At 51.2% G+C, this 5,762-nt stretch carries 2 protein-coding genes; one reads left to right on the top strand and one right to left on the bottom strand.

All coding sequences use genetic code 11. The annotated features are described in order from the left end of the window. Nucleotides 1–180: 180 nt before the first annotated feature. The gene (locus tag D3P08_RS26945; protein WP_119603230.1) at nt 181–1,662 is read right to left on the bottom strand and encodes an alpha/beta hydrolase family protein; all 1,482 of its coding nucleotides are present in this window, start codon (nt 1,660–1,662) and stop codon (nt 181–183) included. Between the two features lie 808 nt (nt 1,663–2,470). On the opposite strand from D3P08_RS26945, the gene D3P08_RS26940 reads away from it, so the two are divergent. After that, a partial coding sequence (locus D3P08_RS26940; RefSeq protein ID WP_206099018.1) for an Ig-like domain-containing protein occupies nt 2,471–5,762 on the top strand: 3,292 nt, incomplete at its 3' end.

The raw sequence follows: 5,762 nt of genomic DNA, 5'->3' as shown, positions 1-5,762 counted from the left end.
AATTGATGGTATAACCTTCCAATACAACCCATGTTGGAGGGTTGTTTGGCATGCTCATTAATCAATATAACACAAGTTCTCATGTTGTTTTGCTGGTAATGTTGACAAGCTATTAGCTGGTATAGCTTAACGAGGCTACCGTTCTATGCCGGTAGCCTTGTCCTCGTGATTGTTAAATCATTATTCTTTTCGAAATAGGTCGGTCCCAGTTTGTGGGAACTTTGCCTCCGGGTACTGCGGGCTTGGTCCTTTCAGCAGTTCCCCGTTGCCCGTCCCCTCTAGGTACTTGTCGAAGAAATCCAGCACATATGCATTGACCAGGTGGGCCCCGCGATTTCCGTTGATCGAGCCGGTCATTCCAGTCAGGTCGAGCATCTCCGTAAAGAGCTGCAGATCCGTAAAGTTGTAATGGCGGGCTCCCTCCACGGCGATCATCGTCCCCCCATGGTCAATCACGCGGCCGATCGCCGCCAGCTCGGCCGACAGATGCTTCTGAATGGCGGGATCGGTGACCTCTCCTTGCTCGAGCTTAGTTTTCCAAGTCAGAAAATCCTCCGATTCCAAGAAAAGAAACGGTTTATTCATACCATCCCGTTCCCGAATTCCATATAGCGTGCCGTCCATATTGATGCCTACTTGGATATTCGGAATGTCGTTTACTACTCGGAATGCCGTCGCCCCGCCGAATGAATGGCCCAGCATGCCGATCCGGTTCATGTCGATCCTCCCCAGGAACCTTCCACTGAAAGCACCGTCATTCAACTCTTCCAAACTGCGGATGACATACTCAATGTCCTGTTTCCATACGGCGCCAACTCGTTCAGCCTGGTCAAAAAAATCTTCGGTCGTCCCACCGCTACGGACCGTATACCCGCTCACCCGGCCATCCGGAAATGCGGTGGCTAGAGTGCTGTATGTATGGTCGATGCCAACGACGATATATCCATGGCTGGCCAAGTTTTCCGCTTGTGAAAAATGTAGCAGCCTACCGGTCCCCTCCCCATGACTGATCATCACGACAGGAAAGGGCTTAGCCGATGAAGCAATCGGCGTTCGTTCGTATGAGTTCGTCTGGAAGTACTTCCAGTAATCAAACATGTACGCAGGCAGGTTCATTTCCTCTGCGTAGGCCTTGGTATATGCCTCGAAATGCTGTCGATCTTTTGGAAATAACGAAACTCTATTACCCATAGGATGCGTCTGCTGCGCCGGGTACCAGATCTGAACCATCAACTCGCGTTTATCGTCCGGATCCTCCGTGAACGTCTCCTCACGTTCCCCGTCAACGAGATGAAAGGTCTCCGTACCGACCGCATACTCTCCCTCCGGTTCGGGAAGCCGTAGAACTGGCATCACAGAAGCCAGAAGCGCGGATGCGACCAGGAGAAGGCAGCCCGTCCCGTAACCAAAGTATCGGAGCGGCTTCCAGACCTTGCTGACTTTCTCGCCTTGAAAGTGTCTAAAGATGACGATCAGTATGCCTGCCAAGGTTAGCGTATAAGGGACAACCATCTGCCATCTGTACCCCTCGAAAATCAGGTGAGCCGCCAATACCCCAGCCCCCGCCAGCCCGACTGCTATGGATGTCTTCCGCGTGCGTAACATCAGCGTCAGTAGCTGCAGCGCTCCGCATAGAACCAATACCGTTTCGATGTTTCTCATCCCACTTTTCCTCCGTTTTAATGTCTGTTTTGCCTAAGCGTCCGACTTTCACAATTTTAGCGGGCGGAGGTTAAGTTCCGGTGATGTTCCAGTTTAAATTTCGTTTAAATCTAATGCAAATCACAAATCACTATCTGCCTGCCTATATGAGAACGGGTCCGCGCTACACTGCGACTACGCAAACCTGCCAGTTAGCTTAATCGAGCATCATCAGTCTAATCCTTTATTTTCTACGGACAACAGGTTGAACATCATGTCCGGCTAATCGGACCACCTGTCTAAGTGACGAATAGTTCTAAAGGATTAAATTTTTAATAGAAAAGTGTCGAATTAAGGGTCTTTGTGTCTAAATTTGACTATCTATTACACGCTGGAGCTTGTATATTTATAGTGTTTACTATTTTATTGGTTCGATAGAGGGAAGCGCGCTGCTGTTAGCGGTTTATATGAAACGATTTGAATAGGAGTCTATGCATTTCACTCGATAAAGGAAAGAAGGCGTAAAGTGGATACTTTCAGGGGAAATCGATTACACAGGACTAAACGAAAAGCAGTAAAAAGAGGCTTTTGCAGCTTGCTAATCTGCTCCATGCTCACGTTAATGTTTCATGCAGCAATAAAGCCGATGGATGTGTACGCGGCAACTACACCTCGCAGTGAAAATTTTGACAGTGCAGTAACTGGAACAGGGGTAACAGCACCAAATGTTGTGAATGATTGGACTTTTAGTATGGTTAGCACTGTGGGAGGAACTCCGAGGACGCAAATTAGAAAGATATCGCCAAATACAACGAATGATTTGGTCTTTTTGGGAACAACTCAAGCGGGAGCGAACGAGTATGGCCTTGTTCAATCCAATACCGGCCCCTTTAAGCTTAATTCCTTCCGAGTAATAGAACGTAACACTGTTGCCGAGCAGTATAAAGTGGTTGGTTATCTTAACGGCCAGCCAGTCGTCGGTGCGGAGAAATTGTTTGTTCCGGTTAAGGGAAGTTTCTATACGGTAGACTTCAGCAATGACAACGCCTTTCAAAATATTGATGAGTTCAGGCTCTATGCTGAAACGTCGGTTAAGCTTGATTTTGACGATCTTCTAGTCTCTGATCCTATTGTAGCGTCTACTGACGCCGCAGCACCTTTAATAACCATGCAGCCGCAAGGTCGAACGGTGGCTATTGGAGACGTCGCTACGTTAACTGTAGATGCAACGGTAAGCGATGGCGGCACGCTAAGCTACCAGTGGTACAGGAACACAGTGAATAGCACGACTGGCGGTGTACCGATCATTGGAGCGACCAGCCCAACATATGCGGCACCGACAAGCAGTGTAGGAACAACCTATTACTACGTGGTCATTACGAACATCAACATTGAAGTAAACGGCAATATGGCGATGACTGCAACAAGCGACGCAGCGGCCGTAACCGTAAACGCGGGAGCGCCGACGTTTATATCTGCCGCTACGGCAGCTTTTGCGGAAAATCAATCGGGAACCGTATACACGGCAGTTGCAACGGGAACGGGAACGATTGCCTATTCGATTGCCGGCGGGGCAGACCAGTCTAAATTTGGAATCGATTCTTCCACGGGTGCTTTGACCTTCATTGGCGCTCCGAACTATGAGCAGCCGTCGGATGCAGATGGCAACAATGTATATGAAGTCGCGGTAAAGGCAACGGATGCCGCGGGCAATTCGACGAAGAACGTATCGGTCACGGTAACCGACATTAATGATGTCAGCGTTTCGGTTGCAGATAATGGTCATATCTCGAACAATAGCATAACAAAGCAGGTGACGGCGGGTCAGACAGCAGGTATCACATTTATGACGCCGGAGCACGATCATTCATTTCTTTACATATATGACGTTCTAGAAAACGAAGGTACTTACCCAGGCGGTTTCTATTCGTATGATGGGAATGACGATAAGGTTAGATTACTTATTCAATCTGAGGCGGGGTATACCTTCGATTTATCAAGCTTCAAATTCGCCGCAGATCTCGATGAAGCTCAACAGATTCAGGTGACATTTACATCAGGCGGAGAAAATTATTCCGATACGTATCCGATAAGCCAAGACGGCTCCGAAGGATACACGATTTTGAATGCCTTCGACCATTCTATAGATGATGTAAGTCAAGTCGAGCTTACGGTGAATGGGTATGCGGAATTCCAAGACTTTGAGATTGCGGACATTCGAGCGGCTTTGGCCAGCGGTCTAACGGTATCGGCAAGCGATGTAACGGGGGCCGGAACAGATGGTAAGACGGACATCAGCGTTACAGAGACCGCGGGAGCAGGAAACAAATTCATTTACAAAGATTTTGCGGGAAGCACAGTCACGGTTCCCTTTGTAGGAGAATCTGTGACGGGATATGATGACCTTCCGAGTGATGGTATCATCGCAGCTTCTAACGGAGACAAGATTGCCATCGCGGAAGTGAATGCGAATGGCAAGGTCGTAAGGTTTGGTCAAATTACCGCTGTGGTCATAGCGGAGCCTGCTCCGATAAGCGCAATAAACAGCGTAACCGTAACGCCAGAAACGGCGAGCGTCGTGCAAGGCGGAACGGAGCAGTTGACGGCAACGGTAGATGCAGTGGGTGGAGCGGCGACGGCGGTAATCTGGTCAAGCAATGATGGCAGCGGGAAAGTGACGGTCAATGCGAGCGGACTGGTTAATGCAGCCTCCGACGCAGCGCCGGGAACGTACACGATCACGGCAACGTCTACGTTTGATGGCACAAAGAAAGATACGGCCACAATTACAGTTACGGCAGCACCTGCAGTAAACAGCGTATCCGTAACGCCAGAGACGGCGAGCGTTGTGCAAGGCGGAACGGAGCAGCTGACGGCTGCGGTAGATGCAGTGGGTGGAGCGGCGACGGCGGTAATCTGGACGAGCAATGACGGCAGCGGGAAAGTGACGGTCAATGCGAGCGGACTGGTTAATGCAGCCTCCGACGCAGCGCCGGGAACGTACACGATCACGGCAACATCTACGTTTGATGGCACGAAAAAAGATACGGCTGCGATCACGGTCACGGCAGCTCCAGCCGTAAACAGCGTAACCGTAACGCCAGAAACGGCGAGCGTTGTGCAAGGCGGAACAAAGCAGTTGACGGCTACGGTGGAAGTAGTTGAGGGTGCGGCAAGAGCTGTTACGTGGTCAAGCAGTGATAGCGGCGGAAAAGTGACGGTCAATGCGAGCGGACTGGTCCGAGTAGCCTCCGATGCAGCGCCGGGAACGTACACCATTACAGCAACGTCGACGTTCGATGGAACGAAGGCGGATACGGCCACGATCACGGTCACTGCAGCTCCAGCCGTAAACAGCGTAACCGTAACGCCAGAAACGGCGAGCGTTGTGCAAGGCGGAACAAAGCAGTTGACGGCTACGGTGGAAGTAGTTGAGGGTGCGGCAGGAGCTGTTACGTGGTCAAGCAGTGATAGCGGTGGAAAAGTGACGGTCAATGCGAGCGGACTGGTCCGAGTAGCCTCCGACGCAGCGCCGGGAACGTACACGATCACGGCAACGTCTACGTTTGATGGCACGAAAAAAGATACGGCTGCGATCACGGTCACGGCAGCTCCAGCCGTAAACAGCGTAACCGTAACGCCAGAAACGGCGAGCGTTGTGCAAGGCGGAACAAAGCAGTTGACGGCTACGGTGGAAGTAGTTGAGGGTGCGGCAGGAGCTGTTACGTGGTCAAGCAGTGATAGCGGTGGAAAAGTGACGGTCAATGCGAGCGGACTGGTCCGAGTAGCCTCCGACGCAGCGCCGGGAACGTACACGATCACGGCAACATCTACGTTTGATGGCACGAAAAAAGATACGGCTGCGATCACGGTCACGGCAGCTCCAGCCGTAAACAGCGTAACCGTAACGCCAGAAACGGCGAGCGTTGTGCAAGGCGGAACAAAGCAGTTGACGGCTACGGTGGAAGTAGTTGAGGGTGCGGCAGGAGCTGTCACGTGGTCAAGCAGTGATAGCGGCGGAAAAGTGACGGTCAATGCGAGCGGACTGGTCCGAGTAGCCTCCGACGCAGCGCCGGGAACGTACACCATTACAGCAACGTCGACGTTCGATGGAACGAAGG

Source organism: Paenibacillus nanensis (assembly GCF_003583765.1).
GTDB lineage: Bacteria > Bacillota > Bacilli > Paenibacillales > Paenibacillaceae > Pristimantibacillus > Pristimantibacillus nanensis.
The sequence above is the reverse complement of the archived record's forward strand: the minus strand, read 5'-3'. Positions and strand labels throughout refer to the sequence as shown.